This window comes from Acidobacteriota bacterium (assembly GCA_040754075.1).
GTDB lineage: Bacteria > Acidobacteriota > Blastocatellia > UBA7656 > UBA7656 > JBFMDH01.
The window spans coordinates 169415-192895 of record JBFMDH010000011.1; the positions used below are offsets into that span (position 1 = coordinate 169415).

Here is a 23481-nt window from a genome sequence, read left to right on the forward strand (position 1 = left end):
AGCGTCAGCTGACCTCGTTTCCAAATGTTGAACCGCTGGAGGAGTTGCTTGCAGCAACTCTCTGCGCTGCCTCTGCGTTCTCTGCGGTTAATCCACATTGGCAATCTCAATTTTAAGGCTTACCGTAGCTGAATATCTGCTCAAATATTTTCTTCAATCAAGGTAAACAAATTCATTCGATGACATCAGAATTCTCACAAAACTCTGCCAGGCTTTCTGCTCGGCTTTGTCACCGGCGAATTTCAATTTGTATCCTTCAAGGTATTTTAATGCGCCCGCCATTTCTGCTTTTTGAGGTTCGCGATTTAAGATGCGCCGATAGGCAATCGCCACGCGCTCCGCCTCATCTTTCACATTGTTCGCCATTAATAGTTGTGCGAAATCGGCTGAACGCTCGGTCAGAAATTCGCTGTTGAGCCAGAACAAAGCTTGGGTTGCGACATTGGTAAGTTGGCGTTTGCCGCTCATGGTTGTGGCGTCGCCAAAATCAAAAAGATTCAGCAAGGTCGGCAAATTCGCCCGACGAAGTGGCAGATAAACCGTGCGGCGTTTCGATTTTTCGGGATTGAAACTCAACCGCTCCTGATTATTTTCGCCATCCGTGCCGCGCCCGGTCTGCAACGTGCCGCCCATCGTCAAATCAATCGTCCCGTCAATCGCAAGCAAGCCGTCGCGCATCTCTTCAATCGTTAGACGCCGGCGATTGAATCGCGAAAGCAAACGGTTATCCGGGTCGGCTTTCATCGCCACAGGATTTTCCGAAGCCATTTTGTAAGTGTTTGAGAGCATGAGCATTCGATGCATCGCCTTCATCGAATACCCGCATTTGATGAACTCTGCGGCGAGAAAATCCAAGAGTTCCGTGTGCGACGGACGGTCGCCCATCCTGCCAAAATTATCGGGGGTTCGCACTAACCCCTCGCCGAAATGCCATTGCCACAAGCGATTGACCAGCACCCGTTTCGGCAGAGGATTTTCCGCGCGCGTCAACCAATCTGCAAGTTGCAAACGCCCGCTGCCGCTAAACGGCGATTGCGTGTCATAGCGCGCAAGGATTGCCGGGAATGCGGGCGGCGCATCTTCGCCGGGGTTATTGTAATCGCCGCGCACCAGGACTTTTTGTTTAACCGGTGCGCCCTCTTCAATGGCGCAGGCAAATTCGGGTTCTACGGGCGCAAGTTTCTTTAACGCCTCTTGTTCTTTATGCAGCTTTTCAATCGCTGCCCATTGCTCTGTGGAGAAAAATTTCGGCTCTTTATCAGAGACTGCAAATACGCTATCACCAAAATAAATTTCGGCAAAAAAACGGTCTTCGCCCTCTTCAAAGCCGGGTCGGTCGGGTAACGCTTGATTGGCTTCGAGCGCTTTCTGATATTTGCTTTGCCATTCGCCAAGCGATTTCTGCCAGGCTTCAAAACGTTTCACAAATCGCGCTTGATAACTTTGCGCAACCGTCGAGCGTTTATCCACAGGCGCGTCCTTCCATTCATTCAAATAACCGCGCACCCGCTCGTCATTCGGCTTAAAAAAATCGACCCATTTCTGCATGAAAGCCGCATCAAGTCCGACCTGCTTAGCGGCTTCTTCGATTTTGATATTGCCTTCATAGACACGGCGGGCGGCAAGCATGATATTCGCAAAATTGTTGGCAAGCGGTTGCACCCATCGCCGCTGCGCATCGTCTTTAATCGCTGCCAAAGCCAACTGCAAGCGTTTCTGTTTTTCGTTATAAACTTTTTTCGCCGCTTGATACTGCTGCCATTCGGATTTCGGAATCAGAGGTTTTTCAAGCACCACAGAGACATGCGAATCGGGATTGGTAAAACTGCGTGTCGCGGCAAATATACCAATCAGTGAATAATAATCTTTGGTGAGAATCGGGTCGAATTTGTGATTGTGACAACGCGCGCAAGCCATCGTCATGCCTAAAAAGGCTTTCGAGGTTACATCCACCTGTTCATCCCAGACATCGTAAAGCATCTTCTGTTTGTCCTGCTGCGCGAGAGCTTTTGCGCCAAGCGCCAGAAATCCGGTTGCCACAATGCCGCGCTTATTGATTTCGCCGCCATCCGCAGCGGGCAACAAATCTCCCGCAAGCTGTTCGCGAATAAACTGGTCATACGGCAAATCCCAGTTGAACGCTTCGATGACATAGTCGCGATATTTCCAGGCGTGCGGGTAGCGATGGTCTTCATCATTGCCGGTCGAATCGGCATAACGCGCAACATCGAGCCAATGCCTGCCCCACTTCTCGCCGTAACGCGGACTCGCCAGCAATCGCTCGACGACTTTGGCAAACGCAGCAGGCGAATTATCGGCTAAGAAATCGCCCATCTCTTTTTCAGTCGGCGGCAGTCCCGTTAAATCAAAGGTGGCGCGGCGCAGTAAGGTGAGTTTATCGGCAGGCGGCGCGGGGGTGATGCCACGGGCTTCGAGTTTCTGCAAAATGAATGCATCAATCGGCGATTTAACCCAGGCTCGATTTTTAACTTTCGGCGGTGCGACTGTAGCAAGCGGTTGAAAAGCCCAATAAGTTTTCTCTTCTTCGGTAAATTCGCGTGTCGATTTTGGCGGGTTCCATTTGGCTTCGGGTTTTACGGTCGCATTCGCCCACGGCGCGCCCATCTTCACCCACTCGGTGAGCACAGCAATTTCATCGGCTTTCAATTTGCCGGTGGGTGGCATCTTCAAGGTTTCCGAATAACCGATGACTTTAAGTAAACGGCTCTCTTCGGGTTGACTCAAATTAATCAGCGCGCCGCTTTCGCCTCCCTTAGCGAAACCTTCGGCGGTCGTCAGGTCAAGTTTGGCAACCTGCGCCTGCGGATTATGGCAACTGGCGCAGCGGGTCAAAAGAATCGGGCGAACGCGCTTTTCAAAAAACTCGGCTGTATCATCCGCGTTTGCCGACACCGATTGCCTATCAAACCAGGCAGCGGTCATTGATAAGCTGACGAAGAAAATAAAAACCGGAAATTTAAACCGGCGATAAGCGAGCGGCATCCTAAATCCTCTTGCGTTATGTATTGATTGATGAAGTCCAAAGGGAACCGTACTACCGCGCTATTATATGCGACTTTGAGAAAGTGACAAAGCGACTTGATGATTGCCTGGAGCGATTTGCCGCACCATTGACTGAGGTTGAATGAGCGATTTTACTAATGGCGCGGTCAAAGATCGCTTGCTCAACCAGCAATCAACAACCAATCAGTAACCTCAGCGTGAGCGTCGGAACTATCGAACTCATCACCCGCTTACGCTGAGGTTACTGATAAATGGATTGGTTTATCGCTCGGCGAGTTTTCTTCCGGCATTCAAATTATCGAAATGCAAAATCGCATTGAAGACCAGAAAATAACTCCCCTGGGTTTCGGCTCGCCAGAACGGATTATTCGAGAATAACACCACATGACCTTTGTCAAATGGCACATCAATCACTGCCGGGCGTTGAGCGATTTCATTGCCCGCTTCCAACAGTCCCGATACCAACAACTCGCGCGCATCCGCGTAACGCAACACCACGCGCGGTCTCATTGCAGGTGGGATCACCCCTATGCCATTGCGCAATTGTTCATCGGTGACCGGCGGCAGTTCCCAGATTTCCGACCGCGTCTCTTCGGGTATCACATCAGGCGGACGGTTCTGCACCGTATCGGGGTCATCGGGTGTGCCGCGCCCGGTCAAACGGTCACTGCCATCGCCGCTGAACCGGCGTCCGCCCCGCCCACCAACTGAATTGCTCACGCCGAAAATCGGACCATTGGCGCAGAAGATAGATAAATTATCGTTGTAGCCGTAAAGAATCGGACTCACCGAGTCAACGATTTTTGAACGCAACACGCTTCCGGTGACGCGCAGACGTTGCGGCGATGTAATCGAAACGCCTTGTCCGAACCCCAAGGTCACGGCGAAGCTTGCCGTATCACTTGCGGTAATCAGCAGTCCGCCGCGGCGCACGAAATTTTGTAAATTCTCAACCCCTGTCCAACCAAGACCGGGACGCATATCATCGGTCGCATCAACCTTGCCGAGGTTCGGCGTCAAATCCGTCGTCTTCCACGGCAAGGGGTTTCCGAACATCGGCAGTCCCGCAATGATTTGTTGCGGGTTGCTGCGACCAACCGGCGCAAAAATAATTACATCGTATTTCGCATTGAGGTTGGCGTCTTTCGCCGCGTCCTGCGTGCTGATGTAATCGAAGGGAATTTTCAAACGGTCAAATTCCAAACGCCACCAGCCTTCGTCCTGTGTGCTGAGCCAGGTGTGCATGATGGCGATGCGCGGCGCTTTGATGGCGTGGGTTTTCACAGTCGGCGCAGCGGTTGTCGCCACCACCTGCAAACCGAGTTCAGTGGTTGCCGCGTTCAAATCGTTTTGCGAAACATTGCGAATGATGAATGAACCGCGATTGAATGTTTGACCGGCGACTTCAAACGGCTCTTCCGCCGCTTCAAACTGCGCGTCTTTGAAACGATAGCGCAAAGTCGCAAGCGCGTTATCGGCATTGTGATTGACGACGAAAATCTGTCCGCTGCCTTTGACGCCGCCCGTCGCGCGCACTTCGCCTGCGACCTTTTCCATCGCCGCATCAAGGGCTTTTACATCGGTGACGCGCACGACTTGCACATTGCCGAGTTCGCCAAACGTCCAGGCGGTGTCATCATAAATATTTCGTTGCGGGTCATTCGGTGCCCAGTATTGATAATCGAGCATCATGTCGGCGATGCGGCTGTAGGGTTGATCCATGCGCACGATGTAACTGCCGGCGGGAAATTGCCGGGTATCGTTTGCGGGCTTCGCTTCCCCTTGCCCGTTGGTTCCAGCGGTTGGCGTTGCGTTCGTCGGTCTTGCCGGTCGTTTCTTCGCAGGCATGGTCACGGTAAATGGCGCGGTGGCGCGATGCACTTCGCAACCTTGCATTTGCAAAAGTCTGAGTAACTCTGCCTGTCCGCCCGGTCGCGGGTCATTGGCGGGAAAGACATAAGCGGCGGGACCTGCCTGTTTGGGTTTGAGGATTGAGTTCTTGCTCTTCAAATAAAAATTGCGCAGAAAATATTTATTGTTGGTGGCAAAATGCGCCAGCGAAACCAGTATGCCGGTTTGTTGATAATTGTTATTGTTGCGCTGTGACCAGCGGGCTTTCGGCAAAGGCGGATTTTGTTTATACCATTGCCGCGAATACTCTCCCGGCGACAGCGTCCGCTCAACCGTATCCGCGCCCGCATTGCCAAAGGTTTCATACAGACGGCTGATGCCGTTGTGCGATGCCGCGATGAACATCAAATAACTTGGCGACCAGGTATCGAAGGTGCCGTGGGTGAAGACGCCGGGCATGCCGAATTTGGTCATCTCCGATACATTGTGCCAGCCAATCAATTGCCACTCGTCCGTAAGAATCGGGTCAACCCAGGCGTTGTAGGGTTGGTCGCCAACCGTGTTGTCATACAGGTAAGGCACCGATTCGTGCAAATCGTGAAGCACCTGGGCGCGCCAGCCGGTATAGGTTTTCAACACGTTTTGCGTCAGCTTGAGCGATAGCGCCATCGAATCGCGATTGTTATCGTGCGCCACATAATGTCCCCAATAGATGAGCGACGGCCACTGTTTATCGGGGTTCGCCAGATGCCAGTTATAGACATCAACCTGTCGGTCGCGCCCGTCAACTTCAACCACAGGGGTAATCAAGGTGATGACATTGTCGCGAATATTTTTATAGTAAGGGCTTTCATCGACTGCCAGACGATAGACAAGTTCCATGAGCGCCGTCGGTGAACCGGTTTCCGGCGAATGAATCGTGCCGGTCAGATAGTAAACCGGAACCGATGCGGTGATGAGTTTTTCGGCTTCATCATCGTTCATCTGAATGGCGCGCGGGTCAGCGAGTTTGGCAAGTCGCGCGCGGTTGGCTTCGATCTGCGCGATGTTGGCTTCCGAAGAAACCGCGACGGCAATCATCTCGCGCCCTTCTTCGGTGGTGCCGATGGAATAGACTTTGACGCGCGGGCTGGCTTTTTCAAGCAGTCGCATATAGCGATAGACCTCTGCCGAATACGGGAGTTTGCCGGGCGCGCCCGCGACATCCCCAAGCACAGCTTTCGGCGTCGGCACAGTTTTCGACGCCGGCAGGTAATCGGTGAGCGGCGAGTTGAAAAATTTTTCGGTGGTATATTCAGCAATTTTTTTGGTGTATTCCTCATCAATCGGTTGTTTCGGGTCACGTCCCGGTTTCAACGTGGTGTTGGTCTGCGCCAGCCCAAAACAAACCGTCAGCAAAACCACACCTAGACTGAGAAAAGATGAACGAGTTAAACGATGGATGGTCATAAATCCCCTCGATAAGTTATAGAATTTGTGCAAAGCCTTTTGAGTATTGCAAAAAGTTGTCGCCTGTTTTTTTGAATGAATCGGCGTGAATTGTCAATGTCGAAAAATTGATATTAAGTATTCGGGCAAATTTAAATGAACCATTCCGGGTTGTCAGAATTCGATTTTTAACTTTTTCAAATCGGCTAAAGGCTCTCTGATTTTGTGCTGACTTATGGTTCGTTTCAATGACTAAAAAAAGCCAACGGTTGAACAGTCAATCCGCTTACGGAAAAAGACCGGGCAGATTTCCAGGGTGAATTTCCCAGCGGATGCGGCGGATGCGGCAGATAAGGACGGATAAATTGCTTCCGTGGTTTATCAACGATGACACGGGGTTATCAGGTTAAAAAAAATCCGCGTGAATCCGCTCGATCCGCCGCATCCGCTGGGAAGCCAAACCTTGATAAACACCATTGCCGCTGCCAACCAGGTTGTCCCGTTCGGGACTAATGCAGAGTGACGGCAGCAATTAAAAATCACGCAAACGATAGACGCCGGTTTCCAGACGCTCGGCAAAACCTTCGTTGACCAGCAGGTGATTGCCTCTGCCCGCATCAACCCGCGAAAGTCCCGTGAGTCGCGCCAGTTCGCCGCGCGCGGTCAGTCCCGCTCCCTTCAAATAGGCTCTGGCAGCCGCTTTCAAGGCATCGTCGCGTTTGACTTTGGTTGCCAGCTCTTTTGCCCAACGCCCTTCCGCGAGGCTCCAGATGTAGGTAAAAAACGGTTCGTACAGAACTTCGCCCGGTATGACTTTCATGGCGCGCTGCAATTCATCCAGAGCTTTGGTAAAGCGTTTGCGGTCTTTGACGCCCGATTCTTCGCGCAAATCTGCGGTCGCCATCTCCCATTCTTTGCGCAGCACTTTTAAAATCGCGCGCGCATCATCGGACAGTTTTTCTTTTTCTTGTTTGCGTGGAATGCCGAATAAGGCGTTGAAATGCGGAACCAGTCGCGGCGCAACAAACGTCGATTTGCCTTTGAGCAGTTTGGCATAGTAGACCTTGCCGCGGCGCATCACTTCATCTTTGGTCACCCAGGCGAAACTGGCTTCGGGGTCTTTCTGCACATTGCGCGGCATAAAGGCATCGCGCCTGCCACAAACCGCAATATACAGCGACGGGTAATTTTGTTTGGCATCGGTAAGCGCCCCGCAAAAACCGATTTCTTCGATAAACCCTTCGGCAGCAATCGCCGATTCAATGCGCAGTTCCGGCGTTCGCCGCCAGGCGCGGTCGCGATATTCTTCAATAGTTTCGGAAATCGTATTCAACATAACGAAGCAAAATCAAGGTTATTAAAATTTCAGGAGTTACGCATTTGAATCCCAGGTTTAGAGTTACGGCTTTAGCCGTGATGAGTCCATAATTTTCTCACGCCTAAAGGCGTTACTCTGAACTCATCGGCGTAACTCCTAAATCTATGGCAGCTTCAGCGCTTTCGCTTTTACAAGGTCGCCGCGCCAAATCTGTTTTTTATTGCCGTCGGCATCCACGCTTGTGGCGAGGCTTTCGTTATCTTTGGTTTCGATGAAAAGCAATGCGCCTTTGCTGTAATCAACCGCCGGTGACATGCCGACATCAATTAAAACCAACCGACCGTCTTTATCCTGTTGAATCGCGCCGAAGCCTTCAAACGCGCCGGGGTCGTGACCGAAAACGAAATGGCGGGCTTTGACACTGGCGAGATTTTTATCGAGCAATTCCTTTGCGCCGCCCTGCCCTTTCCACCACTTTTCGGATTCCAGCAGCGAGGTTTCGCCAAGCAGGGATTTCCAATCGCCTTTTTCCACTGCGGCGCGAAATTCCTGCGACAGTTGGTCGAGAGTTTTATCTGAGGTGTTGCCGCTATGCGAAAAGAACCAATCATTGACGCGCGCCGCGTATGCGCGATTCATGAGCCACACGCCGTAAGGCGACTCGCCGCGCGGCAACGAGTCAGGGTCTATGCCTTTGGCTTCGAGTTCGTCTTCAAACTCTTCGGCTTTTTTCGCGCCGGGGTTGGCTAGGAAAGTGACTTCGTGATTGCCGAGCGTGACGATCAATTCACCGCCCGCGGCGCGCGCCTGGTCTTCGAGCGCCATGAGTAAATCCAAAACCGCGATTGACCCGTTGCCTTTGTTAATCATATCGCCGGTGCAGACCAGCAGCCGATTGCCGCCCGTCCACGCATAACCGCTTTTCGCTTGCGGGTCAGCTTTGATGAGACCGGCTTTTGTAAGCAAAGCAACCAACCGGTCAAAGCCGCCGTGAATATCGCCAATGGCGACGATTTCATTTTTGGTGTCGCGTTCGATAATCGCCGGGAAGCGCGACCAGTCACGCGCATAAGCGAATAATTCTTTCGACTTCTTATCTTTTTTATCTTTACCTTTTTGTTCGTTCTGACAAGCGACTGTGGGTAATATCAGCAGGCTTACAATGATGACCAGCGGTTTATAGAGTTTGATTTGCATCACGGTATTTTTTTCCTTTTTGCAATTTAATCAAAACGATTTTGAAATTTGAAAAGAATGATACTACCGATTTTTTAGTCGTTGCGCTAAGGCGTCGAGAAAATCCGGCACCCGTAACAGCGAAGCGGCAAGTTGAATAGGCAAACGCGGCAACCGATTAAAGGGGATTTGCAGGTCTAAAGAGGCTTCGATGGGGCGATGCCAGCGATAGCTGAGTTCGGCAAGTTTTTCTCTGAAAGAAAACTGGTTGCTGAGTACAATGGCGTTCAGGCTGATTTGTTTCATGCCTTTTGCTGCTTGCCAGTTTTGCAAAACGGCATTGACGAACCAGCGCGGCAACGGTTTTTTGATTTCGGCAACCGGTGTGTCGTTGATTTCCGCGCCGAGCAATTGGTTTGCGAGTTTGATGGTCGAGAGAATCCAGTTGGCTTGGATTTGATTGTCGCCGAGACAGCTTTGCCAATCGAAATCGGCTCGACGATTTTCCAAAGCGACCGCCACATCGCAAAGCCACAGCGGTCGCCAGATGCCGTGCCTGAGCGCGTGCAGGCATAAAAAACGCAAATGGTCTTCTTCGCAAGGCACGCGGATTTTCGTGCCGTTGAGATTAATTAACTGTGAACGGGCAAACATTGCTTCAACATTTTGTCCGTCGCTATCTTTCAACTCTTCGTGCAAATCAATGTTGATGGGGTAACGCCAGGCGTTTTGTAAAAACTCGCGGGCTTTGCCGGTGTGCTGCGGCTGGACGATTAAATCAATATCGGAAAACGGACGAATTGCCGGGTCTCGATACAAACGGGCGATTGCCCAACCTTTGACCAGCAACGGTTCAATACCTGCGGCGCGAAAATCGCTGAACACCCGTGTGAGATTGAGTTCATCAACAGCGGTTTGCAGTGTGTGAAATTGATAAGCGCGTTTGAGTTCCAAAGCCGCAGGCAGGTCTTGTAAATCGCTATCAGCAATGCGCCGCCAGGCAAGCGCCCCTGCCCCGAGGTGCAGGAGTTGCGGGGTGATGGCGATTAATTCTTCGGCGGTGATGGCAAGCGGTGGCGGCGGATTTCGCCACGCTAGAAAATGTATGGCTTTGAGCAAATCAACATTTGAACGACCGAAAGTTACGGGCATACGGAGGAATCATAACGTGCAAGGTGAAAAATCCCGAAGGCGAAGCGCAATTTTGGAGTGCGGTGACTGGTCACCGCTTTTATTTCAAAATAGAACCACGGATTTCCGTAGAATTTCAAGGTTGCGCGGGTTGAAGCGGACGATTTATTTTTTAACCAAAGCTCATTCGCCCTTCAGCTTATGCCAAAGCGGTAACCAGTTACCGCACTCCAAAAACGGTTGCCTTTGCCCAGCAGATTCAATCACCGCATTTTTCAGCATTTTCAGAATGCTGACTGTTTGAGCAATTCGTGTGGTTAGAGAATGGAAGACAGATGAAAGCAGAAAAGCCCACACATCTTTAAATTTTCAGTGAGGTGTGGGCTTAACCAAATTATATTTTTCAGATTCTACTCAGACCTGAGCCATCAGCAAGATGCTTGACAAGTGCCAGCCGAAGGCGATGGTGCTGTGCAACAGGTTAGAGCCAACGGAGTTTGGCAACACTCTCCTGTCGTAGTACACGCTCCACCGATATCAACACAGCTTACCGCAGCCAGCGCGTTAGGCGCGGTAATCGTCATCACTACAGGAATCGTCAGGACGGCGGCAATGCCGGCGCGTTTGATTAAATCGCGGCGCGTCATTCCCATGCCCAGTTCTTTGGCTTTTTGCTCCTGCATCAAATCGAATTTTTCCAGTTGATTGATGGCAAACCACACGACCGTTTCATCCACAGGCGTCTGTAAATCGCTCGCCATACGCCGGGCGACATCTGTCACCGAGTTCTTCCCGTCGCAATAATTCCACACCAGCGCCGCAGTCTTATTTAAACAGTGCGCTTTGTTGGCATCCAAATCGTAAATCAACACTTCATCGGCGACTTCTTTGACTACGAGATTTTCTTTACGCGCCTGAATGATGGTTTTTCCTTTGTTGTCGTGCATGGCGTTCCCTCTAATTTTTCTAATGCTGAAGCGATCTTGTTCTAAAAATTTCCTGAGTTGTGCGAGGTTTTTACTTGTAACGAATCGGGGAGGCTACGATTATCCACTTGCATCTGGCAATTTGAGATACAACGCTACAAGCAAAGCAGCCTTATACTACAAGCAAACGCCGCCTCGTTCAAGCGTAAATATTGAACAAAGCAACCAGTTGCTAAAGTTTACGCAGATTTATCGAGCGCCGTGAATCTCGCAATTTCAAAATTACTGACACGCAAAGACTCACGGCACCGAACAGTTTAGAAGAACCGCATGGTGTAGGTCAGTCGGACGCCGCGCCCGATTTCCGGCGCGATGTCTTTAATAAATGACAGATGATTCAGATAAAAGCGATTGCCCAGATTGAACCCGCTCAACGAAAACACATGGGCGATGTGTTGACTGGTTAAAGTATAGGTGCCCTTCAAATTGAAGACCGTATAGCCGCCGGTGCGCGTCTCCAACGGAAAAATACGATTCTGGTCTTTTGCCATCACCGCTTCCGGCGATACCGTCAAACCTTTGTAATTGAAATCAAACCCGACACGTCCGCGAAGCGGCGGAATGCGCGGCAAAGGCGTATTGCTATCCGTCAGTTCGGCATTCACATAATCAAGCCCACTGTTCAGCCAGATATTGTTATGCAAAGCCACGGATAGCTGCGCCTCCGCGCCGACAAACCGGCTGTTTGCCTGGCGGTATTCGGCAATCGGCAACGCTTCTTCTTCGTCCACGTCTCCGGTCGGCGCAAGAAAAACGAAATCCTTAAAATTGTAGTAGAAGAAATTGAATTCCCCTTTCACGCGACCAGTTGAATGGCGGACGCCGAGTTCGATGCCATCGCCACGTTCGCGTTTTAAATTTTCATCGCCGATTTCAAACACTCCGTTACCCGGATGCGGGCCATTGTTATACAACTCTTCAAGCGATGGCGCGCGGTAGCTGTGCGAATAGTTGACCACCAGAGCGCCCCCTGTCCAGGTCGGCACGCGAACTCCTGCCGCGCCTGAAAAACCTGTAAATGAACGAGCGGACAACCCGTCAGGGTCATAACCATTGTGTTCGACGCGCCCGCCGAGTTGTACGCTGAACCGCTCGAAATCGAATTTCTGCAAAGCGAATCCCGCAAAAGCATTTTGCGTGGTGGGCGGCGCTAAGGCTTCTGCGCCGATGGTATCGAAATCTCTATGCAAGCCCCAGAATCCGAAGGTGCCGGAATATCTGCCGATTTTTTTCTGGTCGAACAGTCCATCATACACAAAGGTTTTGTTTTTAAACGTGGTGTTGATGTCGCCTGTCGGAATATCGAATTCGCTGTGTTTATAATCGTTGTATTGCAAAGTGAATTTTGCCGAAGTCACCAGCGACGGCAAATCGCGCAACCCGAAATTCAGTCGCGCGCTCTGTTTGCGCGGGTTGAGTCCGACAATTTCAGGGTCTTCTTCACGACTATCGAACGGAATGCCATAACGACTTTTGTTGTAGTCATAATTCAAACTGAAAAAGCCTCGGTCTTTGTAATAGCCGAAGCCACCCGACCCGTGCGTTGAGCGGGTGAAGGAATTCGCTACGACGCCACGCGGACTTTCGTAATCATCGCTTCGCTGCCCGCCACCATTTGCCCAGAAGAGCCAGTGCAGTGTGCCGAATTCAATGCCGCCGCTTCCGCCGAATTGCGAGCGATTGGTGCCCGCTATGCCGGTCAAATAACCGTGCACGCCTTGATGCGCCTCTTCGTGTCCGGTCACCGCATTGACCACGCCGCCAATGGCGCTGCTGCCGTAAAGCAAAGTCGCGGGACCTTTGACGACTTCCAATTTTTCGACTGATAACACATCAATCGGTTCGCCGTGGTCGCCCGATTGTGAACCGAGCGAGCCGATGCGCTCGCCGTCCTGCAAAACCAATACGCGGTCACCATCAAAGCCGCGAATCACCGGGCGCGCATTGCCCGGACCGAAACTGCGTTTGGCAACGCCGAGTTGATTGTCCAACGCTTCGCCAAGCGACACAGGATTTTTCTGGGCGATTTCCAGCGCCCCAAGCGAGGCAACCGATTGAATCGAATTGAATGAGGTTTCGTCGCTGCCGGTTGCCGTCACTGTCACCTCTTCTTTTACGGTCAAGGTCAGTTGAAAATCAGCCGTAGCCGTTGCGCCCGCGCCCACCTGCACATTTTTCACCACATCGGGGAAGCGGTGCAGGTGCGCCACTACGTCATAGGTTCCGGGCGGCAGGTCATTAAACACATACCGACCATCTTCATCGGTTTCTACCGAGCGTTTGAGTTGCAGAATAGTTACCGTCACATTGTGCACCGGCGTGTTATTGCCGATGGTGACGGTGCCGCTGAGTTTCGCGCCGCTTTGCGCAAAATTCAGCGGCGCGCTGCTTAAAAATAAAAGCGCAATTAAAAAGCCATTTAGCCATTTGCTTCTTCGCATGAAAAATTCTCCTTGATGATTTCTGTTCGTTCAATTGCAGTGATTGGAAATGGCAACGGCGCAATCGGTGAATACACGTTCAGTCAGCGAACGCCCACTCACGCGCTGCCGTTACAACCGGGATGGATTGGAGAATTAAACAAGCGGCGGGGCGCGACCCGCAGGGATGGTGAAGGGTTCAGTTGAATGATAACCGCAAAGAAATTCTTCCCAACTGGCAAGTTCAGGGTTGAGCGCGCCAACGTTTACCGACGGTGAAACCTGCGAAGCGAAATCGCGTTGCAGTTGACAGGTCACGCAATGCGTATCGTGACCGGATTGCGGGTGATGTTCTTCCGGCGTATGCCCGTCTTGAGAAACGCTCGCCGTTGAGGAAATAAACTCATGCGGTTGATTGGTATGGTGATGCGTACAGCTTGTAAAAAGCGCATGACTGATGAGAGCCAGCAACAGAAAGGCTGCAAGGCGCAAATGCCGGTTGGTCTCGCGGATGATGTTCGTTCGCTGTCTCAATGGCGCTCTCATCAGGTAATTTCGCAAACCCCATTTAACCTCATGGTCAATTGCCGCGTCAATAAAGCTCTGAATGTTATCATCAAGTGCGATGCAAAACACCGGCAAAATCCGGGCAAGAATGAACCTTGCCCATCTATTTCTACAACCGCCTGCTATTGACGCTTGAGCGTGAAATCTCCCGGTCTTGCGCCGCGTACCACCTGCCAACCGTCTTTTAATTCAAGTGTCCAGCCATCGCCTTGCAACGACGTGGTTGGTAAATTCGTTGGCGCGGCAACCGTAACCTTAACTACACGACCATCAAGGCGCGTGAGCACCGCGCCACCCGTGACATTCAAAATTCCCCAGGCGTCACTGATGCGCAGATTTGGAAACACCGTGTTGGCATCATCCAGAACTTCCACATTATTCGGATTGAAACTGTATTGCACCTCGTTCGTGAGTGGAATGGATAAAACCGCGCCTTCGATGAATTGCGCGCGATACCCCGCCACCCGCTTTTCGCGGCGCGACTCGCGCTCCGACTCAAGTGCCAGAAGCGATGTGCAATCATACGGTTTAGCGCGGCGTTCGGCTGCTTGTTTAAAATTGACGGGCAATTTAACTCTGTGCGCTTTAGCCAATATCAATCCCATATCACCCAGTTGTTTTATGGCTTTTCGCCAATGCGGATGTATCGCATCAAGCAACAGACCGTAAGCCGGACCCGACGCATAGGCGAACGACCGCACAAAGGTTGGTCTTGATTCAAAGCGTCGCAACTCCCCGGCAAAAAATCGCGCCGATACCGCATCGCTTGTGCCGCACAATTTCACGCCGGTGTACTCGGCGAGTCCTTCATTGATTTCCAACTCATTTTCACTGCGCGCCGCTTGCGGAAAAAGGTTGCGGCGATAAGCGCGAAACATCAGCGCGTCGGCAATCGCTTTTTGCCGTTCGCTGCCCTGCGCCGTGAGCGCCCTTTGCAAAGCTCGCCACTCATATTGCAACCACAACCGCCCGGTAAATGAATCCAGATGATTATTCGCGGGATTAGCCGCCGCAAATCCCAAATCTTCCTGCACGCGATGAAACAATTCGTGAAGCATGAGTTGGGCGCGCACCTGTTTATCGACCGGCAACGGATAGCTCACCATCGTCCATTTGACGCCAGCCCATTTGAGCGCGGTGTTCGAGATGTTGATTTCGTCGGGCAATTTGCCGATAAAAATTTTGCCTCTTTTAGTCAACCGCCCTTCGCTGTCGCTATGGTTTGCCGCAATCATTCGCGTCTCGCGGTCAACAAACATCATAGGTCCAGCAAGCGAAATGCCCCACAGCGCGCCATTATCTTTCGCGCAAATCGCCTGCGCTTCGTCAAAATATTGTTCGGCAAGCGCAAGGTCGATGCCCTGCGTTTGCGCAGCGATTGATTGCGGCAATATTAAACCGAGTAAAAATAGAAAGCTGAAAATTCGTTTGTCCATAAATTCTCCAATCGTCCACACGCTGCCTGTGCGCTCAACCGAGGTTGAGCGATAGCCGGTGTTTAAAATGTTGAGGATATTTTCCGCTGAGAGCCGGGCTTTGACCGCTGCTCAACACCGCAAAAGATTGTGCAATTCGATTTGAACGCGGTAGAAATTTTGCGGTCTATTCAACGATTTCACCTTGAGCGATTTTCACATTGAACCTCAGTTCGTAACCTTTCCCTGAAGGCGATAAATCATCGGGCAATGGGTAACTGACCGGTTTGCCAACCTGCATCACCCCAGACCAGTTCAAGCCGATGGTTGTGCGCTTCGCCGCATTTTGCGGGTCTTGGCGATAAACATCGAAATTGATGACCGCATCATCTACGGGACGCGCCTGTAGGCAATCTTCAACGCTGAAATTGATAGCGATGGCTTCACGCAAATTTTTTGCGCCTGCTGGTTGCAGTAACAGCTCCTGTTTTTCTTTCAGCAAAACTTGTCCATTGGCGCGGGCGATTTCCTCGCCGTTTTCGAGCAATGAAACTTCGACATCGAAATGGTGCGGGATTTTGCGCGCTTGAATGCTGATGACGCCGCCGGGACTTACAATCGGCAGTTTAATTTCCAGCGGACGCATCTTCCCGTTTGGCAGATAAACCGCTTCGTCGGTCATCATCGGAGTGATTTCAATGCGCAACCGCTCATCGCCGCCACTTCGCCCGAAGGGCAACAGGATGACCTGTTCATCAAACCCCAGTTGCAAGGTTTGCCGTTGTTCATCCTCTTCATAAAGCGGCAGGTGGCGTTCGGAAATCCCATACAATCTGCGGGTTTTCAAATCGGCGCGAATATGCAAACGCTCATGGTCAGCTACATCGGTCAAAAATTTCGCGCTTATTTTGAAGCGTTCGCCATTCAAATCAATATCGAAATCGGTTCCCGGCGCGCCTTCAATCAAAGCCGATGAGATGATTTTTTGTTGCTCGCGACTTTCTTCAATGGTGTTAATTGCAAAGCGAATGCGTTTTGCAACATTTGCCAGCGGGCTGGATTTTGCCGGACGTTGAGTCGCATCATTCATCAACAACACGACCAATGCCATAAACATCAGAGAAATTTTTATACGGACATTCATCTCTCAAAGACTCCGTTACTGCGTGGGACGCGGCGAGGTGTAAATCACAGCGCGTTCGCCACGGTCAAATTTCGATAAATCAAAAGCGCTGGCGGCATTTTGAGTTACTTCGCGACGACTCGGCGGTGAAATTTGAACCCCTGTTTGCGGCGCAGGGTTTATGCGCGAAGCGACCATCCAGAAACTCAGCGCCACAAACGCCAGCATCAACAGCGCGAAAGCCGGAGCAGGCATCGCGATTTTCCTGCGCCACAACGGCGTCCGCTCATTTGTAAGAATGCGCGTCAGCGTTCGTTGTTGAGCGATGGCGTCAGGCGCGTGCGGAGCCGCTTGAACCGCTTGTCGCAAACTTAGAAAATCTGCCTGCGCCTGCTGACAAACTGCGCAGGTTGCCAGGTGGGCGCGGATTTGACGGGCGTCCGCTTCGTTCAACTCGCCGTCAATCAATAGAGAAATCTGTTCAATAAATTGGCACTCCATACGTTTCAACTCGTGTCACTTAAAAACAATCTTCATCATGAACCGATGCGCTCAGGCAGGGTCGGGGAAAGCGGTTTATGCAAATCATTCCATTTCTCGCGCAACAGCGAGCGGGCGCGAAAGATGTCCGATTTAACTTTACCTGGCGACACGTTGAGCACTACGGCGATTTCGCTGTAACTCATCTCCTGCTGTTCGCGCAACAACAGCGCCGCGCGTTGCGGTTCCGCGAGTTCCCCCAGCAGTTCAAATAATTTCTCGCGGCGCTCCGCTTGTCCGGCGATGTCTTCGGGGGTTGGCAGCGGTTTATGAAACAGTTCAACGATTTTGTCGATGAATCGCATTCGCGTCTGCTTTTTTGCCATTTCATTCAAAGCCAGATTTCGCGCCACGCGAAAGAGCCAGAAACGCGCTTCGCCCGCCGCAATGCGCGATAGTCCCAACCGATGAAGGCGCAGAAAACTTTCCTGAGCAATATCCTGAGCCGCGCCGTCACCGCCTAACATTGACTCAAGAAAACGACAGAGGTTTGGATAGACCTCGTTAAAAATCGAAACGAACTCATCGTTTGCCTGTGTCATAAAACTCTCTACGCCTGGAAAACCGGTGAGTAAAAAAAAAGTTGCACAACTGAAAAATAAAAAATTACCTCACCCGTTATCCCCTGTCGTTGAAATCAAGCGCCCTTTTGCAAGGGAACGATTCATCTCAGGAGCAGGCGGATTGGGCGGATGTTTATTTTAATCCTTATCCGTCTAATCCGAATTGATTCGCCCAGTCCGAGGATAAATTTTAGCTTTCGCCGGTGAGCGATTGATTTTTCGAGTAAACCTGGAGCGCCGGCTACCCTCTGATCAAGATTACTCTGAACGCATAACTAACAGATGACAATTTGCAGCAGGCGTGCGAACATGACCGGGTCTCGTTTACTCTCGGACAGAAAGTTTTCACACAAACGACCAGGCTTATCCGGTCATTTGTGTATATGAATTTTTTCGTGTCTGTTTGACAACCTCTCCCCTTGAAGCGGATTTAAGGAGTTGTTATGAAATCAACTGTTCGGCTGTTTAGCTGCACGCTCATACTGGCAATTCTGGTCTCCCCCATTCATTCGTTTGCGCAACAGATTGACCCGGTATTTGAACCCTTCCTCAAACGCCTCGGCGATGGATTATCACTCAGTAGCGAACAAGCTCTGCAAGTGCGCGAAGCGTTTATGAAGCACCTTCCGAAAATTACGGAATTGCAACAACGCGCCCGCAAAACGCCATATTCGCAGCAACTCTTTAATGATGCGCAAAAAGAGCAGAGCGAATTTCGCGAAGAACTGGCGGCGCTTTTAACCGAAGAGCAAAAAGCCAAACTGCCACGCGCCAATCTGCAATTGCCGATTCCCTTGCCGCCGCCGGTCGTGCTCATCGACATCGCGCCGCGTCTGCGTTCATCAACCTCGACCGCCGCGCTGGCAACCGGCGAATCGTTGATTGCAACCGGCGCGACATCAGCTAAAAGCGTACGCCTCAGCGAAGAGCAAAAAATCCTGCATATCCTGAATCGCGCAACTTTTGGCGCGCGTCCCGGCGACATTGAAACTCTCAAAAAAACCGGCATTGATAAATTTATCGAAACCCAACTGCATCCCGAAACCATTGATGACAGCGATGTGGAAAAGCGGCTCGCGGTGTTGCCGACCATACAGATGGGACAAGCCGACCTCTTTCAATTTTATCCGCCGCCGCCGGTTGCCGATGAACGTTATAAACAAGCGAATCCTCCGGCGATATTCGGTCGTCCGCAACAGATTTACGCAGAACTCGTGCAACAGAAACTGGTGCGCGCCGTTTCGAGCAATCGCCAGTTGCAGGAAGTGATGACCGATTTCTGGTTCAACCATTTCAATGTCTTCGCGCAAAAAGATGCGGTGCAATGGATGGTCACCAGTTACGAACGCGATGCCATTCGTCCGAACGCGCTGGGCAAATTCCGCGACTTGCTGAGAGCCATTGCCCAGAGTCCGGCGATGATGTTTTATCTCGACAACTGGCTTTCGGCTGCGCCCGATTCCAAACAACCGCGCCCGCCGCGCCCCAACCAGCAACAACGTCCGCCGCAAGCCGCGAATCCGGCTCCTGTAGCCGGTTCCACGTCGCAACCGCAAGAGATGATGAAAGCCGATGAGCCAAAAACCGCAAAGCCAACTGATTCCCAACCGTCCGCAATCCGCGAAAGGCTAATGCCTGCTCCGCAACTAGAGCGTCCGCAATCTCCAGCGCCACCGCCACCGCAAGCGCCGCGCAAACCCGGTATCAATGAAAACTATGCGCGCGAGTTGATGGAGTTGCACACCCTGGGGGTTGATGGCGGCTACACGCAAAAAGATGTGCAGGAAATCGCCCGTTGCTTTACCGGCTGGACGCTTGACCGCCCGTACCAGGGCGGCGGTTTCATCTATCGTCACTGGATGCACGACAGCGGCAGCAAAACCGTTTTGGGAACCCCGATTGCCGCAGGCGGCGGAATGAGCGACGGTTTGCAGGTCATCGATAGGCTTGCGCGCCACCCTTCGACGGCGCGCTTCATTGCGAAAAAACTTTGCCAGCGATTCGTCAGCGACACCCCTTCAGCGCCACTGGTTGAACGTGTCGCTGAAGCCTTTTTAAAAAGCGATGGCGACATCAAATCGGCTCTGAGAGCCATTTTCACGTCGCCGGAATTTTATTCGCCGACAGTCTTTCGGGTGAAATTGAAATCGCCGCTGGAACTCGTCGCCTCAGCGATTCGCGCCATTGACGCAGACACCAACGGCGCTCCGGCTTTAAATGACTGGCTGCGCCGCATGGGCGAACCGCTCTATCAACAGCAAGCGCCGACCGGTTATAAAGAGGATTCCAGCGAATGGCAAAACACCGGCGTATTTTTAAATCGCATCAACTTCGGCGTGGCGCTTGCCAATAATCAAATTCCCGGCACGCGCTATGATGCGACACGACTGGTCGCGACTGAAGCCTTAACCGATACCGAAACCTTGATGAATCAACTCGCCGCGCTCATCACTCACACGCCGCTGTCAACGAAAAGCCGCGAAGCCGTGCGCACAGGGCTTGAAGAAAAACCTCCCATGCCTAATGCACCGCGACCTGTGGGCGTGAATGATATGAACCGACCACAACCTCTGCCAGCCAATTTGCAAAATGCGCCGCCTTTGAATCGTCGTCTCGCGCAGATGATTGCTTTGCTGATGGGCACGGCGGAGTTTCAACATAAGTAACATCTCCGCCAGCTAAAGCACGGCAGTCCTCTTTCGCGGTTCTTATAGGTTGCGGGGTCACAAAGCTTATTCGATTAACCGGGGATTTAAGATTGATACGGCAAACCGCTATTGATGAAGTCAAGTTGAATTTCCCGGCGCATACGGCGAATCGAGAGCCATCATCAACGGTCAATGGCAAGCCTGCAAGGTCTTCCATCAACTCATTGAATCATTCATCAGCCTGAGATTCGCAAACCGCATCGCTTGCCCTGACAGTTGTTCCGGCAAATCGTTGAACTTTTCGCAATCCGGTTTTCACTTTTCAGCGGTTCGCATATAAAATCGCCTCTGCTTTATTGAAGAAATTATCCAAAGCGGCAGCGGGTTAATGATGTCTCTCTGCCAACTAAAAAATCTGAAAGGAAACCTATGAATCAAGGGGTGCGCTGGCGTTTATCGGTAATGATGTTTTTGGAATATGTCGTCTGGGGGATGTGGGCTCCGGTCTTATCGGCTTATCTGCAACGTTCGACAGCCGAAGGCGGCTTAGGATTTGACGGCAATCAACTGGGGTGGATTTTCGCGTTGTTGCCGATTGGCTGCATGATTGCGCCGCTGTTTGCCGGGCAACTCGCTGACCGCGTGATGGCTTCGGAAAAATTGCTCGGCATTTTGCATCTTGCAGGCGGCGTCTTTCTTTGTATTCTGGCGACGCGAACCTCTTACAGCAGTTATCTGTTGTTTATGGGCTTATGGTCGTTGGTTTATGGTCCGACCTTGGCGCTTACCAATTCACTGGCATTTCAGCACCTGCCCGACGCGCAAAAGAAATTCGGCTTGGTGAGAGTTTGGGGAACCATTGGCTGGATTGCCGCCGGTTTGTTGCTCACACTCGTGCGCCGGGCTTTCGATAATCAGGGATTGCCGGGACTTGCGGGCGATGACAGTTTATGGATTGGCGGTTTCTTTTCTATCCTGCTTGGACTCTTCTGTTTTGCCCTGCCGCACACACCGCCGCAAAAACGCGGGGATAGTCCGCTGGCGTTTCTTGCGGCGCTCAAGATGCTGCGCGACCCAGCATTTCTGTTGTTTATGGTTATCGCCTTCATCGTATCTACTGAATTGCAGTTTTATTACATTCTGACCGCGCCCTTTCTGGAATCAGTCGGCGTCGCCAAAGCCAACGTCTCAGGCGTGATGACCATCGCGCAGGTTGCCGAAATCGGCACGATGCTGGCTTTGCCGTGGATGCTCGGCAGGTGGGGGGTGCGAAAAACTATGGCTGTAGGCATTCTTTTCTGGCCCATTCGCTACGCCATATTCGCTTACGGGCAACCGAAATTTTTAGTCATTGCGGCGCTATCACTTCACGGTATCTGTTATGTCTGTTTCTTTGTGGTCTGTTATGTCTATGTCGATTCGGTTGCGCCGCCCGACATTCGCGCCTCGGCACAGGCGTTGATTACCTTCATCGTGCTCGGCGTCGGTATGGCGCTCAGTTCAAAACTCACGGGGTTCATCAAAGATTATTTCACCACAGCCGAGGGTGCCGATTGGACAAAGATATTTTTAGTGCCCTGCGCCGTGACGGTGATTTGCGCCATTGCTTTTTTCCTGTTCTTTAAGGACAGGCGCGCTGACACCGTTGAGGCGATTGAAGCAGCATAAAAATTTTTCACCACAGAGACACCGGGACACAGAGATGAAGAAGAAAGGGAGAAGGGGAGAAAGGGAGAAGGGGAGAAAGGGAGAAGGGGAAAAGTTTGCGCGTTTCACCTCTTCTCCCCTTCACCTCTTCACCTCTTCTCCCCTTCACCTCTTCATCCTTCTCGGTGTCTCAGTGTCTCGGTGGTTTATTTTATCAAGGCTGTGAGCGCTCAGGTTATAACTAAACACTGGAGGTTCGATGGTCAAAACGGTTCGTTTGCAGATTAAAGACGGATTGGGATTGCCTTCGGGATTTATTTCGCCTGCCACCTATGATTGCGTACTCTATTACACGGTGCCTGAAGATTGGCTTAGCGACGGCAAGGTGACGCCTGAAAAACAGGAAGCGATGCTTGAAAATATGTATGGCAAGACCTGGCGACAGGGAAACTCCGACGGTTCTTATTACGCCGTGCTTGCGCTTGACGCAAAAATTTTAAGTGATGAAGAGATGCAAAATCGCATCTGGCTCAGTGAAGACCCGAATGATAGAAATTTCAAATACTGGTTTTATCAGGTTTCCGAAACCGGCGAATTCAAAGGGGTCAAACGCGAAGAATTTTGATAGTGGAAAAGGAATGATGAATAAAAAATTGTATTTACTTGTTCTTTTAATGGCTGGCGTATTCGCAAACGTCACGGATATTCATGCAGTACAGACCCCGACCGGCAAATCACGCATCATCATTGCCTCAAACGTCAAGGCGCGTTCAGCGCCAAACGTCAACGGCGAAGAGGTGATGAAACTCGGCATCGGCACGATTGTCAGCGAAGGCGAGCCTTCACTTGAAAAAGCCAAAATTGCCGGCAAAGAAGATTACTGGTATCGCGTGGGGCTTCCCGATGGCAAAGACGGCTGGGTATTTGGCGGTTTTACCCAACCGTTCGATGAAAACAAACGCGCCGCGATTTACAAACAGATTGCCGACGAGCGGTTGAAACTTGAAGAGATGAGTTATGCCGATGCAACGGATTTATTCCGCTTTCTCTCATCGGCGGTCAAAGAGATGAAAACGCCTGCGGATGCGGCGACGATTGAACTGGCAAAACTTCTGGCTCTGCACAAAACTGCGCTAACGATTCAAAGCGATCAGCAGGAGCAGGAACCTTACAAAACATTTTTAAAGACCAATGAAGCGAGTTTGATTTACAGCGAACCCGCCGGTTCGTGGTTTCTGAATACCGATGCGCTGTGGAATCTGCACAAAAAATATGCCACCTTGCCGGTTGCCGAACGCATCGCCTGGGCGGCGGCGCAAAATCCCGTGGGCGGCGAATGCGAAGGCTATGTGCCCTGTCATGTTGCGCGAATCAATATAACAATCGGGCGTTATCTGAAACTCTATCCGCAAGGCGCACACGCCGCTGAGGCGCTCACGCAAATCAGCGAAGAGGCGCAAAGCCTGATTGAATATGCAAAAGATAGTACAGAGAAACCGACGGCTGAGGAGCGCAAAGAGGCTGCGCCGGAATTTGCCGCGTTGCGCGCCACGCTTGCAAAAGTGACCGATGCCAAGAAAGCCGCAACAGTTCAAGTGCTCACCAAACTTGAACAACTATATCGTTGAGCGATGAGACTGAGTA

General features: G+C 51.5%; 17 protein-coding genes. 5 read left to right on the top strand and 12 right to left on the bottom strand.

What is annotated here, in order from left to right; translation table 11 throughout:
• Positions 1–153: 153 nt before the first annotated feature.
• From AB1757_14110 to AB1757_14165, 12 genes are all read right to left on the bottom strand, one after another.
• Positions 154–3003 carry a PSD1 and planctomycete cytochrome C domain-containing protein gene (locus AB1757_14110; GenBank protein ID MEW6128171.1) on the bottom strand — a complete coding sequence of 950 codons (2850 nt, stop codon included), beginning with the start codon at positions 3001–3003 and terminating at the stop codon, positions 154–156.
• A gap of 282 nt (positions 3004–3285) precedes the next feature.
• Entirely contained in the window at positions 3286–6324 is a 3039-nt protein-coding gene (locus tag AB1757_14115; protein ID MEW6128172.1) for a M14 family zinc carboxypeptidase, read from the bottom strand.
• Between the two features lie 511 nt (positions 6325–6835).
• Positions 6836–7639, bottom strand: coding sequence for a crosslink repair DNA glycosylase YcaQ family protein (locus tag AB1757_14120; protein MEW6128173.1), 804 nt, complete (start codon positions 7637–7639; stop codon positions 6836–6838).
• 144 nt (positions 7640–7783) lie between these two features.
• Entirely contained in the window at positions 7784–8818 is a 1035-nt protein-coding gene (locus tag AB1757_14125; GenBank protein MEW6128174.1) for a metallophosphoesterase, read from the bottom strand.
• Between the two features lie 63 nt (positions 8819–8881).
• On the bottom strand, positions 8882–9949 hold the full coding sequence (locus AB1757_14130; GenBank protein ID MEW6128175.1) for a nucleotidyltransferase family protein: 1068 nt from the start codon (positions 9947–9949) through the stop codon (positions 8882–8884).
• A 407-nt stretch (positions 9950–10356) separates the two neighbouring features.
• Positions 10357–10875, bottom strand: a complete 519-nt coding sequence (locus tag AB1757_14135; GenBank protein ID MEW6128176.1) for a PqqD family protein — start codon at positions 10873–10875, stop codon at positions 10357–10359.
• Positions 10876–11171: 296 nt separating this feature from the next.
• Positions 11172–13355, bottom strand: coding sequence for a TonB-dependent receptor (locus AB1757_14140; GenBank protein MEW6128177.1), 2184 nt, complete (start codon positions 13353–13355; stop codon positions 11172–11174).
• A gap of 135 nt (positions 13356–13490) precedes the next feature.
• Positions 13491–13868, bottom strand: a complete 378-nt coding sequence (locus AB1757_14145) for a DUF2946 family protein (GenBank protein ID MEW6128178.1) — start codon at positions 13866–13868, stop codon at positions 13491–13493.
• Between the two features lie 155 nt (positions 13869–14023).
• Entirely contained in the window at positions 14024–15337 is a 1314-nt protein-coding gene (locus tag AB1757_14150; GenBank protein ID MEW6128179.1) for a hypothetical protein, read from the bottom strand.
• 166 nt (positions 15338–15503) lie between these two features.
• Entirely contained in the window at positions 15504–16460 is a 957-nt protein-coding gene (locus AB1757_14155; protein MEW6128180.1) for a hypothetical protein, read from the bottom strand.
• Positions 16461–16475: 15 nt separating this feature from the next.
• Positions 16476–16940 carry a zf-HC2 domain-containing protein gene (locus AB1757_14160; protein MEW6128181.1) on the bottom strand — a complete coding sequence of 155 codons (465 nt, stop codon included), beginning with the start codon at positions 16938–16940 and terminating at the stop codon, positions 16476–16478.
• A 35-nt stretch (positions 16941–16975) separates the two neighbouring features.
• On the bottom strand, positions 16976–17521 hold the full coding sequence (locus AB1757_14165) for an RNA polymerase sigma factor (GenBank protein ID MEW6128182.1): 546 nt from the start codon (positions 17519–17521) through the stop codon (positions 16976–16978).
• A gap of 25 nt (positions 17522–17546) precedes the next feature.
• Here AB1757_14165 and AB1757_14170 point away from each other — a divergent pair, with 25 nt between their 5' ends.
• The 5 genes from AB1757_14170 to AB1757_14190 all read left to right on the top strand — a co-directional run bounded on the left by AB1757_14170 (position 17547) and on the right by AB1757_14190 (position 23465).
• Positions 17547–17684, top strand: coding sequence for a hypothetical protein (locus AB1757_14170; GenBank protein ID MEW6128183.1), 138 nt, complete (start codon positions 17547–17549; stop codon positions 17682–17684).
• Between the two features lie 301 nt (positions 17685–17985).
• On the top strand, positions 17986–20208 hold the full coding sequence (locus AB1757_14175; protein ID MEW6128184.1) for a DUF1800 domain-containing protein: 2223 nt from the start codon (positions 17986–17988) through the stop codon (positions 20206–20208).
• Between the two features lie 411 nt (positions 20209–20619).
• Positions 20620–21858 carry an MFS transporter gene (locus AB1757_14180; protein ID MEW6128185.1) on the top strand — a complete coding sequence of 413 codons (1239 nt, stop codon included), beginning with the start codon at positions 20620–20622 and terminating at the stop codon, positions 21856–21858.
• A gap of 238 nt (positions 21859–22096) precedes the next feature.
• Positions 22097–22462 carry a hypothetical protein gene (locus AB1757_14185; GenBank protein MEW6128186.1) on the top strand — a complete coding sequence of 122 codons (366 nt, stop codon included), beginning with the start codon at positions 22097–22099 and terminating at the stop codon, positions 22460–22462.
• A gap of 13 nt (positions 22463–22475) precedes the next feature.
• Positions 22476–23465 carry an SH3 domain-containing protein gene (locus AB1757_14190; protein ID MEW6128187.1) on the top strand — a complete coding sequence of 330 codons (990 nt, stop codon included), beginning with the start codon at positions 22476–22478 and terminating at the stop codon, positions 23463–23465.
• Positions 23466–23481 lie beyond the last annotated feature (16 nt).